The organism is Actinoplanes sp. NPDC049265 (assembly GCF_043197135.1).
Classification (GTDB): Bacteria; Actinomycetota; Actinomycetes; order Mycobacteriales; family Micromonosporaceae; genus Actinoplanes.
On record NZ_JBICSP010000003.1, the window covers coordinates 200,093 to 214,617 of the forward strand.

Sequence of the window (14,525 nt, forward strand, 5' to 3'; positions counted from 1 at the left end):
GCGTCTGACTGAACCTTACGCAGCGCGCCGCGCCCAGGGTTCACACCCGTCCTGGCCATCGCACCGGGTCTACCCCCACAAAAGTGGCATATTGGGGTGTAACGGCGAGGCATCGAGGGAGCGTCACGTGAAGTACCGGCTGGTCACCCGCAGCGATTTCGACGGCCTGGTCTGTGCGGTGTTGCTGCGTGTCCTGGACATGATCGACGACATCACGTTCGTACACCCCAAGGATGTCCAGGACGGCGCGGTCGAGATAACCGAACGTGACATCTTGACCAACCTGCCGTACGCGCCGGGCGCTTACATGGTCTTCGACCACCACCACTCCGAGACGCTGCGTAATGAGGCCGGCCTGTCCAACCACGTCATCGACCCCGACGCCCCGTCCGCCGCCCGGGTCATCTACGAGCACTTCGGCGGGGTCCAGCGCTTCCCCGAGATCTCCGACGACCTGATGCGCGCGGTCGACCAGGCCGACTCGGCGGCCTACTCGCTGGACGACATCCTCAATCCCGAGGGCTGGACGCTGCTCAACTTCCTGATGGACAGCCGCACCGGGCTGGGCCGGTTCCGGGAGTTCCGGATCTCCAACTACCAGCTGATGATGCTGCTCATCGACGCCTGCATCCAGATGCAGGAGGTGCACGAGATCCTGGCCCTGCCCGACGTGGCCGAGCGGGCCGACCTCTACCGGGACTGCTCGGCGATGTTCTCCGAGCAGCTCGAGCGGGTCAGCCGGGTCGAGGGCGACGTGGTCGTGGTCGACCTGCGCGACGAGGAGACCATCCACGCCGGCAACCGGTTCATGGTGTACGCGATGTTCCCGCAGGCCCGGGTGTCGGTGCACGTGATCTGGGGCCGGGCCAAGCTCAACACGGTCTTCGCCTGCGGCAAATCGATCCTGGACCGTACGTCGCCGGTCGACATCGGCGAGGTCATGCTGCGCTACGGCGGCGGCGGTCACCTGGCCGCGGGCACCTGCCAGGTTCCGCACTCCGACGCCGAGCGGGTCGAGCGGGAGATCATTGACGCCCTCAAATCCCCGCGTACGGCCTCCGTCGGCTGAACCCGTGGTAGCCCAGGGCGTCATCCGGGCCCCGGACACCGCGCAGGGCTACCACTGACCGGACATGCATCGGGGCGGGAGGCCGAACCCTCCCGCCCCGACAGCCGCAGGTCGTGGGCCTTGCCCTGGACCCCACCCTGCCGTCGTGTCCCGCGCCCCACGCGCATTCCACGACATCACCCGCGCCCACCTGCGCGGGGAGTCTGTTACTCCGGCCCGTCCTGGTAACTCCACGAGGTGACCCGCGGGGCCCCGGCCGCCACCGGCTCCTTCTCCTCGCCCGCCTCGTCCTCAGCGACCTCGTCGGCCGGCTCGGACCGGCGCCGCCCACGTAGCAGCAGAACGGCGATCCCGCCCAGGGCGAGCAGGCCGACCACCCAGCCGGCGTAGGTCCAGAAGCCCGGCCCGTCGTCCTGCGCGTCGATCAGCGCCTGGAACGTGGCCGCGTCCTCGGCCGAGCTGTCGTCCGTACCGGTCGTCGTGCCGCCGTGCCCGGCGTGCCCGCTCTCCTGGCCGGGCAGGGCCGGGGTCAGGGCGAGGCTGACGTTCGGGATGGCCGGGCCGGCCTTGCCGTCCGTACACGTCTGCTCGAGGCCGAAGGACATCGAGCTGGTGGTCGGCAGCGGACCCAGAGCGACGGCCAGGTCGTCCGCCTTACCCGGCGCGAGCTCGTGGCCCTTCATCGCGATCCAGGTGACCGCGCTGGCCGTCTCGGTCACCGGAGAACCGTTGTGGATGCTGGTCAGTGGGGTGGTCAGCTTCAACGGCGTGAGGTCGGGGGCCCAGTTCTCGTTGGAGAGCGGGAATACCTCGGCGATCGGGGTGTCCTTGGGCAGCAGCAGCTTGACCCGGCTCACGGTGCATCCGGCGGTGTTGGTGAACTGGAAGTGGACGTTCTGCCCGCTACCCTGCGGTGCGCTGGCCGGCTCGACCTTGACGTCCGCCATGGCTGGGCCGGCCACGGTGAGGACGCCGGCAACGGTCGCGGCGGCCAGGACACCCGCACGGCGGGCGATGAGGTTTCGGCTCACGAGGGGTAGTTCGTATGCCGCGGCCGGATGGTTCAAGGGTCGGCGGAGATTTTTTCGGCCGGTCGTCGACAATGGTGGCCATGCGCGACGTACCGATCGACGGCGACATGATCAGACTCGGACAGTTCCTCAAGATCGCCGACCTGGTCGACACCGGCGGCGAGGGGAAGATCCTGATCACCTCGGGTGACGTCACGGTCAACGGCGAGGTCGATCTGCGCCGCGGCCGCCAGCTCCACCGGGGCGACGTGGTCGAGGTACTCGGCCGCCGCGCCCGCGTCGCCTGACCAGCGTTCAGTGGTAGCCCAGGGCGGTATCCGGGCCCCGGGCACCGCCCTCGGCTACCACTGATATTTCGATACTCATTTATGTGCGGCCTCCGCCGAACGGTTGACATCGAATCGATCAAAGGCATGTACTGATGACCGGTGTGTTACTGGCATCACAACAGCCAGTGACGACAATGTCCGTCTCGCCGGGGAGGCCGCATGTCTCGTGCACGAGTTCGGGCGGCGACCGCCGCGATCGTCCTTTTTGCCGTGAGCGGCTGCGCCGGCTGGGGTGGCAGCGGGGGTGGTTCGGACAACCCCAACAGCATCGACGTGCTGATGGTCAACAACCCGCAGATGATCGACCTGCAACGGCTGACCGCTGACCACTTCACCCGCGAGACGGGCATCTCGGTCAACTTCACCGTGCTGCCGGAGAACGACGTCCGCGACAAGATCAGCCAGGAGTTCTCCAGCCAGGCCGGCCAGTACGACGTGGCCTCGCTGTCGAACTTCGAGATCCCGATCTACGCCAAGTCCCAGTGGATCGCCCCGCTGGACGACTACGTCAAGGCCGACACCGGCTTCGACCAGGGCGACATCCTGCCGTCGATGACCCAGTCGCTGACCGCCGACGACGGCAAGCTCTACGGCGAACCGTTCTACGGCGAGTCCTCGTTCCTGATGTACCGCAAGGACGTGCTCGACGCGCAGGGCATCCAGATGCCCGCCAACCCGACCTGGACCCAGGTGGCCGACATCGCCGCCAAGGTCGACGGCAAGCAGCCCGGGATGGCCGGGATCTGCCTGCGCGGCCAGCCCGGCTGGGGCCAGGTCTTCGCCCCGCTGACCACTGTCGTCAACACCTTCGGCGGCACCTGGTTCCAGAAGGACTGGACGCCGCGGGTGAACGCGCCCGAGTTCAAGGCGGCCACGAACTTCTACGTCAACCTGGTCCGGCAGCACGGCGAGGCCGGCGCGCCGCAGGCCGGCTTCACCGAGTGCCTGAACAACACCGTCCAGGGCAAGGCCGCCATGTGGTACGACGCGACCAGCGCCGCCGGCTCGCTCGAGGCCAATGACTCGCCGGTCAAGGGCAAGATGGGGTACGCCGCCGCACCGGTCATGCAGACGAAGAGCAGCGGCTGGCTGTACGCCTGGTCGTGGAGCATCCAGCAGGCCAGCCAGAAGAAGGACAACGCCTGGAAGTTCATCTCCTGGGCCTCGTCCTCCGAGTACGAGGAACTGGTCGGGCAACAGGTCGGCTGGTCCAGCGTCCCCGCCGGGAAACGCGCCTCGACGTACGAGAACAAGGACTACCTGGGCGTCGCCTCCGCCTTCGCCGAGCCGACGAAGAACGCCATCACCACCGCCGACCCGCGCAACCCCGGCGTTCAGCCGCGCCCGGCCATCGGCATCCAGTTCATCGACATCCCCGAGTTCACCGACCTCGGCACCCAGGTCTCCCAGTACGTCAGCTCGGCCGTCGCCGGCCAGATGACTGTGGACGAGGCCCTGAACCGTGGTCAACGCCTCGCGGAAGACGTCGCCGAACGCTACAAGTCACGGCAGGAAGGATGAATCGGATGGCTGCCGTAGCTGAGCGGTCCAAGACCAGAGACACAGGCTACGTACCACCCGAGGGACTCATGAGGCGAACGTCGGGGTGGGCGAGGCGCGCCCCGCTGCTGCCCGCGCTGATCTTCATGATCGTGGTGACCCAGCTGCCCTTCGTCGCCACGCTGGTGATCTCGTTCATGGACTGGAACGCCTACTACCCGGACGAGCGAGGCTTCGCCGGAGTCGACAACTTCGCCCGGGTGTTCACCGACGTGAACATGCGCGACGCCGTCTGGACGACGATCCTGCTCACCGCCGGCGTGGTGCTGATCAGCCTGATCCTCGGACTGGCCATCGCACTGCTGCTGGACCGCAAGTTCCGGGGCCGGGGCGCCGTCCGCACCATGATGATCGCGCCGTTCCTGGTCGTACCTGTGGCCGCCGCCCTGCTCTGGAAGCACGCCCTCTACAACCCCGAGTACGGCCTCTTCAACGGTGCCCTGACCTGGGTCTGGGGGATCTTCGGGGCCGACCCGCCGCAACCCGACTGGATCAGCAGCATGCCGCTCTGGTCGGTGATCTTCGCCCTGGTCTGGCAGTGGACGCCGTTCATGATGCTGATCCTGCTGGCCGGCCTGCAGGGACGCCCGCTGGACGTGATCGAGGCGGCCCGGATCGACGGCGCCAACAACTGGCAGATCTTCCGCAGCATGACGCTCCCGCACCTGCGGCAGTACCTGGAGCTCGGCGCGTTGCTCGGCTCGATCTACATCGTGCAGAACTTCGACGCGGTCTTCACGATCACCTCCGGCGGCCTGGGCACCGCCAACCTGCCGTACACGATCTACACGATCTTCTACAACGCGCACGACTACGGCCGGGCGTCGGCCGCCGCCGTGATCGTCGTGATCGGGACCATCGTCATCGCGACCTTCGCCCTGCGTACCGTTTCGTCGCTCTTCCGAGAGGACCCCGGCCGATGAGTACGCTCGCCCCGACCGCCGCAGCCCCCGCCGCCGTCAAGAAGAAGAAGTCCCGCGGTGGCCCGTGGCTCAGCCTGCTCGCGTGGATCGTCGGCATCCTGTTCGTACTCCCCGTGGTCTGGATGGTCCTGACCTCGTTCCACGGCGAGTCCGACGCGGCGCAGAACCCGCCCGCCGTCTTCGCGCCGCTGACCATCGAGGGCTACAAGGAGTTCTTCACCGGCGGCGCGTCCCCGTGGCCGCCGCTGCTCAACTCGCTGACCGCCAGTGTCGTCTCGACCGCGCTGGTGCTGCTGCTGTCCATCCCGGCGGCGTACGCGCTCTCGATCAAGCCGGTGAAGAAGTGGACCGACACCCTCTTCTTCTTCCTCTCGACCAAGATGCTGCCGATCGTGGCCGGCCTGCTCCCGCTCTACCTCTTCGCGCAGAGCGCCGGCCTGCTCGACAACATCTGGCTCCTGATCATCTTCTACACCTCGATGAACCTGCCGATCGCGGTGTGGATGATGCGCTCGTTCCTCTCCGAGGTGCCGGTCGAGATGCTGGAGGCGGCCCAGATGGACGGGGCCAACCTGGTCAAGACGCTGCGCTCGGTGATCGCGCCGGTGGTCATGCCCGGCATCGCCGCCACCGCGCTGATCTGCTTCATCTTCAGCTGGAACGAGCTGCTGTTCGCGCGGGTACTGACCGCGACGGTGGCCGAGACCGCGCCGGTGTTCCTGACCAGCTTCGTGACCAGCCAGGGCCTGTTCCTGGCGCAGCTGTGCGCGGCCGCGTTCGTGGTCTCGCTGCCGGTGCTGGTGGCCGGCTTCGCCGCCCAGGACAAGCTGGTGCAGGGGCTTTCGCTCGGCTCGGTGAAGTAGACCCTCAAATCAAGATCGATGTCGTAGCGGGGTTGGTGGTGCGGACCGCTGCTCACGCCGAGGGTCGCTTCGCTCCACGTGCGTGAGTGGTCGCGCCCCAAAAACCTCAGGGGCGGTATCCGGGTCCCGGATACCGCCCAGGGCTACCACTGAAAATGATCGGCGGCCGCCGGAACCTTGGGGGTGGGCCGATCGTCGTACACGGCATGACCGTTCGTCGCTTCCCGGTGGTGGCCTCGGCCGCCCTGGCCCTGATCGCCCTGTCCGCGTGCGCCCGTACTGACGCCAACGGCGCCCCGGCCGGCGACGCACCCTCCTCGAACGCCCCCGGCACCGGCGGTGACCTGGTGCTCCGGATGACCTCGGAGGGCGGTTTCGTGCCGGCCGAGCGCGTCGTCGGGCGAATCCCGGAGGTCAGCGTGTACGCCGACGGGCGCGTCATCACCGAGGGCCCGGTCCCGGCGATCTATCCCGGCCCGGCCATGCCCAACCTGCAAGTCACCACCATCACCCGCGAGCAGGTGACCGCCCTGGCCCAGGAGGCGCAGGCGGCGGGCGTGCGTACCGGGTCGGACCTCGGGCAGCCGGGCGTGGCCGACGCTCCGAACACCCGGATCGACGTGATCGTCGACGGAACCACACAGAGCGTGAGCGTGATGGCGCTGCGGGAGGCCCAGGAGAACGACCCGCGGCTGACCCCGGAGCAGCGGGCGGCCCGGGTCAAGCTGGTGAAGTTCGCCGACAAGCTGCGCGGGTACGGCACCGGCCCGCAGAGCCAGCCATACCGGGCGGCCAAGGTCGCGGCGCTGGCCCAGCCCTACGTCCGCCAGAACGACGGGATGCCGGGGGAGTTCACGCCGGTGGCCTGGCCCGGACCGGCACTGCCGGGTGAGAACCTCAACCCGAACGTGAAGATCGGCTGTGTCGTCGCCGACGGGCCGGCCGTGCAGGCGGCGGCGACCAAGGGCAAGGCCAACCAGCAGACGCCGTGGACGTCCGGCAGCGACCAGTTCCGGATCACCTTCCGGCCGCTGCTGCCCGACGAGAACGGCTGCGCCGACCTGAGGAAGCAGAAGTGACACCGATCGGCGACCCGTTCGACCCGGACGAGTTCCTGCCGCGCGAGGAGCCGGGTCACGAGCCGAACGCCGACGGGCCGGGGCGGGTCATGCCCGCTCCGGCCCGCGCGACCTGCCGTCCGGTCACTGCACGCCGAGCAGGTCCACCACGAAGATGAGCGTCTCGCCCGGCTTGATCACGCCGCCGGCGCCCCGGTCGCCGTAACCGAGTTTCGGGGGGACGGTCAGCTTGCGGCGGCCACCGACGCGCATGCCGGCCACCCCCTCGTCCCAGCCGGCGATGACCTGGCCGCCGCCCAGCGGGAACTGGTACGGCTCGCCCCGGTTGTAGGACGCGTCGAACTCCTTGCCGGACGAGTGCGCCACGCCCACGTAGTGCACACTCACGTACTGGCCCGCCTTGGCCTCGTCACCGTCACCGACGGTGATGTCCTCGATCAGCAGCTCGGCCGGCGGCTCGCCGGTGATCGGGCCGATGTCGGGCTTTTCCATGGGTCCTCCTAGGTCACGGGCCGATGCCTATTTGTGCTCAGAGCCGCTCTGAGCACAAATACGCATCTGCCCTCCGGTACGCACGTCATGCAATCACAACGTGCGGTAATACCACCCACGGTGGTGAACGACTCGCGGGTCACATCCGTACCCCTCGGGTCAGTTCCCAGCCGAGGAGTCATTGATCATGCTGCTCCGCCGCCTCGGCGCCGTGTTCGCCGCGACCGCTCTGGTCGCTCTGACGACCGCCGCGCCCGCCGCCGCCCATGGCGCCCCGACCAAGCCGATCAGCCGGACCGCCGCCTGCGCGGTGAAGGGCACCGAGACCGGCAGCGCCGCCTGCCAGGCCGCGGCCAAGGCCAACGGGCAACCGTTCGGGACCTTCGACAACCTGCGGATCGCCGACGTGAACGGCCGGGACCGTGAGGTGGTGCCGGACGGGAAGCTGTGCAGCGGCGGGCTGGCCGCGTACAAGGGGCTGGACCTGGCCCGCGACGACTGGCCGGCCACCCGGGCCAGGGCCGGGGCCACGATCAGCATCAGGTATGCCAGCCCGATCCCGCACAAGGGCACCTTCCGGGTCTACCTGACCAAGCCCGGATACGACCCGGAGAAGCGGCTGAGCTGGGACGACCTGGCCAGTCAGGCGATCCTGGTGGACAAGGACCCGCCACTGGTCGACGGCTCCTACCGGATGACCGCCAAGCTGCCCGAGGACCGCACCGGGCGGCACATCCTCTACACGATCTGGCAGACGTCCTCCACCCCGGACACCTACTACTCCTGCTCCGATCTGGTGCTGAGCGCGGCGGCGGCCCCCGCGCCGAAGAAGACGCGGGCTGTGGTCGTACCCAAGAAGAAGGCCGCGCCCGCTCCCTCGGCCCGGCCCACCACCGAGCCGTCGGCGCCGGAGAAGTCGGCGCAAGCGCCGCCGGTGGAGGCGCCCAAGCTGACGCCGCTGGCCGAGCCGGTGCCGGCCGACGACACCTGGCTGTACGTCGGGCTGATTCTTCTGGCCGCGCTGACCGGCGGGTTCGCGATCTCGCGGATGATGCGCGGGCGGCGTGCACAGGATCTTCCCAGGGAAGACGAAATCCGTTGAACCGCCGCGCTTCCGGCCCCGTACTGAAGGGCGTCGACGACACCGCCCGCCCATCAGACGATCGAAAGGCCGAGCATGAGTCGCAGTCACTACCGCCGCCAGACGGGCACGGGCCTGTCCCGCCGCCGGGTCCTCACCGTGGCGGCCACCGTCGGAGTCGGCGCCTCGGTGGCCGGTGTCGCCGGACTGAGCCTCGCCGGCGAGCGGGGAAGCGACGGCAAGGACGACGGTCAGCCGCTGGTGCTCTCGCTGGTGGACGCGAAGAAGGGTGTCTTCGACGTCTTCACGGGTGGCGAAAAGCTCAAGCTGGAGGACAAGAAGCTCGCCGCGCAGGTGCTGAAGGCCGCCAAGCGCGGCTGATCCGTCTTTCGTTTCCCCCCGACGACTCTAAGGACCCCCCTTGTCTTCGCATCGTGAAGCACCGGAGATCAGCAAGGACCCGGTGGCGGACAGCTCCGACCTGTACGCGTTCGTGAGCCCGGACCACCCGGACACCGTCACCCTGATCGCCAACTACGTGCCGCTGCAGCCCCCGGCCAGCGGGCCGAACTTCTTCGAGTTCGGCGACGACGTGCTGTACGAGATCCACATCGACTCCAACGGCGACGCCCGCCCGGACCTCACGTACCAGTTCCGGTTCCGCACCGAACTGCGCAACGACAAGACGTTCCTCTACAACACCGGGCCGATCGAGTCGCTGGACAGCGAGAACTGGAACCGGCGGCAGTTCTACTCGGTGACCAAGGTGGACGCCCACGGCAAGCACACCGTGCTGGCCGACAAGCTGCCCTGCCCGCCGTGCAATGTCGGCCCGCTGTCCATCGCCGACTACGACAAGCTGGCCGAGGACGCCGTGCACAAGCTGAAGACCGGCGAGAAGGTCTTCGCCGGGCAGCGCGCCGACGCGTTCTTCGTCGACCTCGGCGCCATCTTCGACCTGGGTACGCTGCGGCCCTTCCAGAACGCGCACCTGGTCGGCCAGAAGCTGTTCAACTATGCCGGCAAGGCGGTCAACGCCACCGACAAGACCAACGTGCACTCGATCGCCGTGCAGGTCCCCCTGCACATGGTCCGCAAGGACGGCAAGAAGAAGGTCCGCGGCCGCGACGCCGGCGCGGTGATCGGCGTGTGGACGTCGGCCAGCCGCCGCCAGGTGCAGGTGCGCAAGGGCAAGGGCGACGACGACGTGTACGTCGGCCCGCAGACCCAGGTCTCCCGGCTCGGCAACCCGCTGTTCAACGAGGTCATCGTGCCGATGGCCCAGAAGGACCTGTGGAACAGCCTGCCGCCGAGCGAGGACAAGCGGTTCGCCGAGTTCGTCGCCACCCCCGAGCTCGGCACGCTGCTGCCGGTGCTCTACCCGGGCGTCTTCGACAAGCTGGCCGAGCTCAACAAGAAGGGCGACGCGCGCGCCGACCTGCTCGCCATCCTGCTCACCGGCATCCCCGACGGGCTGATCGACGAGTTCCAGAACAACACCGGCGACACCCAGGCCGACATGCTGCGGCTCAACACGGCCATCCCGCCGGCCAAGGAGGAGAACCCGTTCGGTGTCCTCGGCGCCGACCTGGCCGGCTTCCCGAACGGCCGGCGGATCGCCGACGACGTCGTCTCGATCTCGCTGCGGGCCATCGCCGGGGTCACGGTGCCGCTGGTCAACGCCGACTTCAAGCCGGACGACGCGGCCGCGCTGGTCGAGCAGGGCCTGTCGATCAAGAACGTCAGCGCCGACCTGCTGAAGAAGTTCCCGTACCTGCCGACGCCGTTCGACGGCTTCAACAACCCGCCCGCCCCCGACGCTGAGAAGGCGAAGAAGTGACGGTCGGCGCCCATCACCACCACACCCTGGCCCCCAGCGGCCAGGGCACGGTGGTGCTCAACATCGGCCGGAACATCGGCGCGATGGTCATCCACACGCCGGGCAGCCTGCACGGGCACGAGATCGAGGTGAGCCCGGTCGACGACCCGGCCAAGCGTACGCACGCGGCCGTTCGCGCCCGTTACGTGCGCGGCGGGGTGCTGTGGAGCGTCGTGATCGACAGCCTGCCGGCCGGCCGGTACGCGATCTGGCGTGACCCGGTGTCCGTGCTGGCCGAGGTCGATGTCTCGGGTGGCGCGGTGACCGAATATGAATGGCCCATCCCAGTGACTGTCTGAGAGTCACCGTAGGACTACAGTCAGCGGATGGTCTCGACGACCTCGACCACCGACGGCGGCTTCCCGGTCCGCAGTTTCCTGCGCACGAGCGACCTCGACGAGGCCGGCAAGTTCTGTCGTGGACTGTTCTACGACAGCGTGCGGGTGCACCCCTTGGGTGACACCCGCACGCTCGACTTCGTCGCCGAGGGGCTCGGCCTGGGCGCGGTCACGATCGGTGAGATCCGGTACGGCGCCGACGTCTTCGTCACCACGTCCGACCTGCAGGACGCCTACCACGTGCTGGCGCCGCTGGCCGGGGCCGTGCAGTCCCGGCAGCTCGGCCACGTGGTCGCGGCCGACCCGTCGCGGGCCGTGGTGCTGCAGCCGGTCGGCGAGGTCGAGCTGCGGCTGGGCGCCGACTGCAAGCTGCTCAGCGTCAAGGTCGACCGGGCCGCGCTGGAACGCGAGGTCGACGCCGCGCTCGACCGCCAGGTGGCGTCGCCGATGCCGCTGGCCGCCAGCTTCCCGACCGGCACCGGGCGCGGGCGCAGCTGGGCCGCGCTGGTCCGCCAGTTGCTCACCGACATGCGCGGGCACAACCCGCTGGTGAACTGCCCGCAGATCGCCAAGCAGTGGCGTGAGCTGCTGATCTCAGGGCTGGCGCTGACCGTGGAGCATCCGTATTCACACGAGCCGGCCGCGCGCCGCCCGCGCACGGTCAAGCGGGCCCTGGACGCGATCCAGGACCGGCCCGGGCATCCGTTCACGGCCGGGGATCTGGCGGCGATCGCCGGCGTGGGCGTGCGCGTGCTCCAGGACGCCTTCAAACAGCACGTCGGCATGTCCCCGATGACCTATCTGCGCCGCTACCGCCTGGACGGCGTGCACCGCGAGCTCAACACCGGCGACCCGTGGCGCACCAGCGTCTCGGACGTGGCCGCACGCTGGGGTTTCGCGCATCTCGGCCGGTTCGCCGGCGAGTACCGCAAACGCTTCGGCGAGACCCCCTCACAGACCCTCCGCGACCGCCGCTAGCCCGCGCGGGTCCAGCGGACCTGCCCGCTCCCATCCCAGCCGTCGTCACAGTGGTCGCCCAGGGCGGCCTTGGGCCCGCGGATACCGCTCAGGGCTACCAGTGGTTTTGGCAGTGGTAGCCCAGTTCGGGCCGCGGATACCGCTCAGGGCCTCTGGCCTTGGAGTGGCAGCCCAGCGCGGTGTCCCAGCCGCTTAGGGCTAAGGGGCGGTCTCGGGGCCGCGGGTGCCGCTCAGGGCTACCACTGGGCTCGGCGGTGGTAGGCCGCGGCGGCGGGGAGCGTGACGGGCAGGTCCGGCGTCTGGCCCGCCGGCCGGCTACCGGACGCGGGGGACGCTGGTGGTCAGATGTCGAGGTCCTCGATGGCGGGCTGGTGCATCGCGTCGGTGACCAGGTCGAAGAGTTGCGGCGGGATGAGCTCGCGCAGGTCGTCGGGCTGGTCGGCGATGCGCAGGCTGGAGTCGGCCGGGATGCGGGTCCACTGCTGGTTGGCGCTCCAGTCGCCGATCCAGGCGCGCCAGCCGGTGCTCCACTTCTCGGCGTTCGGGCCGACGTTCACGCGCGCCTCGGACCGCTCATGGTGGACGACGAACTTGCCGCTGCGGGTGTGGTAGACGCGGTACTTCTCGTCGCGCTCGCCGGTCTGCTCCATCTCGGCCAGCAGCATGCCGGAGAACCGCTGCTTGCGGCCGAGGCCCGGGCCGACGCGGACGACGACTTCCTCGAACCCCTGCTGCCGCCCCTCCTCGACCTCGACGAACCGGCGCAGCGCGGCCGAGATGGCCGCCGACAACGTGCCGCCGGCCAACTCCTGGGCCCGCTGGTAGAGCGGCAGGTCGTCGTCCGACACGTAGATCGTCTTGTTCGGCATTCCCCCACTGTACGCATACATGTACGTATGAACGCGAGTGATGCACCGTTGTGCTCAGAGCGCTCTGAGCACAACGGTGCATCACTCGCGTTTGTCGGGCGTGCCGGGTGTTGTGTCAACCGACGTGCACGTGTGGGCGCCGGCGACGGTCGGGCTCGGCCTGGCGCAGCATCTCCCGGGTCACCGGCGCCACCTCGCCCTGCCCGAAGATCAGGTAGCGGACGAAGTTGGACAGCGGATTGCCCTCGGTCCACTCGAAGTAGATGTGCGGCCGCCTGTGCGTGGTGTCGCGGATGTGCAGCAGCAGCGCGGCCAGGGCGCTGGGCACCGACGAACTCTCCATTGACAGCACCCGGTAGCGATGGTGCAGGACCTCGCCGCGCAGGTGCAACTCGGTCTCGAAGTCGGAGGCGTCGGTCACGGTGACCTCGACGAAGATGACATCACTGTCGTCGGCCAGGTCGTTGTCGGCGATGATCTGGGCGATCTTCTCGCTGTACTCGCGGGCGTCGCGCCGGCCCGGCTCGTTGGCGATCAGCCGGACCTTGCGCCGGCCGCACTCGCGCAGGAACTTCTCCGCCTCGGCGTCCGCCTCGATGTGGGTGACCCGCAGCTCGAACGCGCGGTAGACGCGCGACAGCAGGGACACGACCAGGATGCCGGCGATGAAACAACCGGCGATCTTGACGCCGTCGGGTCGCTCGACGACGTTCGCGACAGTGGTGTAGACGAAGACCGCGGCGATCAGAGCGAAGGCCACGGTACGGGCGCGCTGGCCCCGCCGGTGCGCGGACAGGGTCACCGCGGTCGCCGCCGAGGTGATCAGCACCAGCACCCCGGTCGCGTAGGCGCCGCCCTGGGCGTCCACGTCGGCGTCGAAGACCACGGTGATCAGGAACGCGGTGGCCGTGAAGACCAGGACCATGGGGCGTACGGCCCGGGCCCACGACGGCGCCATGCCGAACTTGGGCAGGTAGCGGGGGACCAGGTTGAGCAGGCCGGCCATGGCCGACGCGCCGGCGAACCAGAGGATCGCGATGGTCACCACGTCGTAGCCGGTGCCGAAGGCGTTGCCCAGGTTCTGGTGGGCCAGATAGGCCAGGGCGCGGCCGTTGGCCGGACCGCCGGGCTGGAACGCGCCCTGGGGGATGAGCACCGTGGTCACCACGCTGCTCGCGATCAGGAAGGCGCTCATGATCACGGCGGCGGTGGTGAGCAGTCTCTTCGTACCCCGGATGCGGTCCTGAAGCTGACCTTTGACGTGCGGCATCACCGCGACGCCGGTCTCGAACCCGGACAACCCCAGGGCCAGCTTGGGAAAGACCAGCAGGGCGATGCCGACCACCAGCAGGGGATCGCCGTGCTGGGTGGTCAGGGCGGTGGTCCAGTCACTCACCATGCTCGGATGGGTCAGCACCCGGAACAGGCCGTCGGCCACCACCACGACGTTGAGCACCAGATAGACGCCGACCAGGCCGACCGCGATGCCGATGGCCTCGGTGAAGCCCTTGAGGAAGACCGCACCGAGCAGGGCGATCAGCACCAGCGTGACGATCACCTCGTGCCCCTGGAACGACGAGGGCCAGAACGGGTTCTCGTCGACGTGGGCGGTGGCGTCGGCCGCGGACAGGGTGATGGTGATGATGAAGTCGGTGGCGGCGAACCCCAGGAGCACGAGTACGAAGAGCTTGCCCTTCCAGAACGACAGCAGCCGGGTCAGCATGGCGATCGAACCCTCGCCGTGCGGGCTGTCCACCGCCACCCGCCGGTACACCGGCAGCGCCCCCAGCAGCGTGACCAGCACCAGGATCAGCGTGGCGACCGGGGACAGCACCCCGGCGGCGAGCGCGGCGATACCCGGCTGATAGCCCAGCGTCGAGAAGTAGTCGACGCCGGTCAGGCACATCACCCGCCACCAGGCCTGCGGCTTCTCGTCGTCGTGCGGCTGCGCGTGCGGTCCCTGGTGCTGCTGGGACTGGTCGGCGAGGCCCTTCAACAACCACTGACGGGTGGCAACGGAGGTCACGTACGAAG

General features: G+C 68.9%; 15 protein-coding genes. 11 read left to right on the top strand and 4 right to left on the bottom strand.

The window, feature by feature from the left end; translation table 11 throughout:
- Positions 1-127: 127 nt before the first annotated feature.
- Positions 128-1,069 (top strand): exopolyphosphatase, encoded by a 942-nt coding sequence (locus ACGFIO_RS10755; RefSeq protein ID WP_392824832.1) that lies wholly within the window; start codon positions 128-130, stop codon positions 1,067-1,069.
- Between the two features lie 206 nt (positions 1,070-1,275).
- Here the strand turns inward: ACGFIO_RS10755 and ACGFIO_RS10760 are convergent, their stop codons facing one another.
- On the bottom strand, positions 1,276-2,100 hold the full coding sequence (locus ACGFIO_RS10760; RefSeq protein ID WP_392824834.1) for a DUF1775 domain-containing protein: 825 nt from the start codon (positions 2,098-2,100) through the stop codon (positions 1,276-1,278).
- Between the two features lie 80 nt (positions 2,101-2,180).
- Between ACGFIO_RS10760 and ACGFIO_RS10765 the strand changes: the two genes are divergently transcribed.
- The 5 genes from ACGFIO_RS10765 (at position 2,181) to ACGFIO_RS10785 (ending at position 6,854) form a co-directional block, all read left to right on the top strand.
- Positions 2,181-2,387, top strand: a complete 207-nt coding sequence (locus ACGFIO_RS10765) for an RNA-binding S4 domain-containing protein (RefSeq protein ID WP_392824836.1) — start codon at positions 2,181-2,183, stop codon at positions 2,385-2,387.
- A gap of 201 nt (positions 2,388-2,588) precedes the next feature.
- On the top strand, positions 2,589-3,950 hold the full coding sequence (locus tag ACGFIO_RS10770) for an ABC transporter substrate-binding protein (protein WP_392824839.1): 1,362 nt from the start codon (positions 2,589-2,591) through the stop codon (positions 3,948-3,950).
- Between the two features lie 68 nt (positions 3,951-4,018).
- Positions 4,019-4,912, top strand: coding sequence for a carbohydrate ABC transporter permease (locus ACGFIO_RS10775; RefSeq protein ID WP_392824841.1), 894 nt, complete (start codon positions 4,019-4,021; stop codon positions 4,910-4,912).
- Positions 4,909-5,775, top strand: coding sequence for a carbohydrate ABC transporter permease (locus tag ACGFIO_RS10780; protein ID WP_392824844.1), 867 nt, complete (start codon positions 4,909-4,911; stop codon positions 5,773-5,775). Before ACGFIO_RS10775 ends, ACGFIO_RS10780 begins: the two co-directional genes overlap by 4 nt.
- A gap of 206 nt (positions 5,776-5,981) precedes the next feature.
- Positions 5,982-6,854 (top strand): hypothetical protein, encoded by an 873-nt coding sequence (locus ACGFIO_RS10785; RefSeq protein WP_392824846.1) that lies wholly within the window; start codon positions 5,982-5,984, stop codon positions 6,852-6,854.
- 123 nt (positions 6,855-6,977) lie between these two features.
- Here ACGFIO_RS10785 and ACGFIO_RS10790 read toward each other — a convergent pair whose 3' ends face one another.
- Entirely contained in the window at positions 6,978-7,346 is a 369-nt protein-coding gene (locus ACGFIO_RS10790; protein WP_392824848.1) for an FKBP-type peptidyl-prolyl cis-trans isomerase, read from the bottom strand.
- A gap of 187 nt (positions 7,347-7,533) precedes the next feature.
- Between ACGFIO_RS10790 and ACGFIO_RS10795 the strand changes: the two genes are divergently transcribed.
- The 5 genes from ACGFIO_RS10795 (at position 7,534) to ACGFIO_RS10815 (ending at position 11,622) form a co-directional block, all read left to right on the top strand.
- Entirely contained in the window at positions 7,534-8,448 is a 915-nt protein-coding gene (locus tag ACGFIO_RS10795; RefSeq protein ID WP_392824851.1) for a lytic polysaccharide monooxygenase, read from the top strand.
- A gap of 75 nt (positions 8,449-8,523) precedes the next feature.
- Complete coding sequence (locus ACGFIO_RS10800) at positions 8,524-8,808, top strand: hypothetical protein (protein ID WP_392824853.1); 285 nt, start codon at positions 8,524-8,526, stop codon at positions 8,806-8,808.
- Between the two features lie 40 nt (positions 8,809-8,848).
- On the top strand, positions 8,849-10,267 hold the full coding sequence (locus tag ACGFIO_RS10805; protein WP_392824856.1) for a DUF4331 domain-containing protein: 1,419 nt from the start codon (positions 8,849-8,851) through the stop codon (positions 10,265-10,267).
- Positions 10,264-10,605: a phospholipase gene (locus ACGFIO_RS10810; RefSeq protein ID WP_392824858.1), complete on the top strand. Its 342-nt coding sequence runs from the start codon at positions 10,264-10,266 to the stop codon at positions 10,603-10,605. The genes ACGFIO_RS10805 and ACGFIO_RS10810 overlap by 4 nt, the downstream gene beginning before the upstream one ends.
- A 27-nt stretch (positions 10,606-10,632) precedes the next feature.
- Positions 10,633-11,622, top strand: a complete 990-nt coding sequence (locus ACGFIO_RS10815; RefSeq protein WP_392824860.1) for an AraC family transcriptional regulator — start codon at positions 10,633-10,635, stop codon at positions 11,620-11,622.
- Between the two features lie 341 nt (positions 11,623-11,963).
- Here the strand turns inward: ACGFIO_RS10815 and ACGFIO_RS10820 are convergent, their stop codons facing one another.
- Together ACGFIO_RS10820 and ACGFIO_RS10825 are read right to left on the bottom strand one after the other, a co-directional pair.
- The gene (locus tag ACGFIO_RS10820; RefSeq protein ID WP_392824862.1) at positions 11,964-12,491 is read right to left on the bottom strand and encodes an EXLDI protein; all 528 of its coding nucleotides are present in this window, start codon (positions 12,489-12,491) and stop codon (positions 11,964-11,966) included.
- A 115-nt stretch (positions 12,492-12,606) separates the two neighbouring features.
- Entirely contained in the window at positions 12,607-14,517 is a 1,911-nt protein-coding gene (locus ACGFIO_RS10825) for an amino acid transporter (protein ID WP_392824864.1), read from the bottom strand.
- Between the last annotated feature and the right edge of the window lie 8 nt (positions 14,518-14,525).